The organism is Elizabethkingia argenteiflava (assembly GCF_009904105.1).
GTDB lineage: Bacteria > Bacteroidota > Bacteroidia > Flavobacteriales > Weeksellaceae > Elizabethkingia > Elizabethkingia argenteiflava.
Window position 1 is genome coordinate 1 of the sequence record NZ_JAAABJ010000130.1, and the last position, 302, is coordinate 302.

1 protein-coding gene is annotated in these 302 nt (G+C 66.9%); it reads left to right on the forward strand.

What is annotated here, in order from left to right; genetic code table 11:
- A partial coding sequence (gene zapE / locus GNY06_RS00860) for an AFG1/ZapE family ATPase (protein ID WP_166518387.1) occupies positions 1-302 on the forward strand: 302 nt, incomplete at both ends.

The following is a 302-nucleotide window of genomic DNA, read 5'->3' on the forward strand; positions in this document are numbered from 1 at the left end:
GAGGATATCCCCGTCCAGGGCGGCCGCACCCTGCACGTGCCCAAGAGCCTGAAGGGCGTCGCCGTCTTCTCCTTCAAGCGCCTCTGCGGCGAAGCGCGTGGCGCGCCCGATTATCTGGCGGTCGCCCGCCGCTTCCACACGGTGATCATCGTCGGCATCCCCAGGCTCGGCCCCGAGAGACGCAACGAGGCGGCGCGCTTCGTGACGCTGATCGACGCGCTCTACGAGCATAAGGTGAAGCTGATTGCCGCTGCCGACGCAGAGCCGGACGATCTTTATGCCGCAGGTGACGGCCGCTTTGA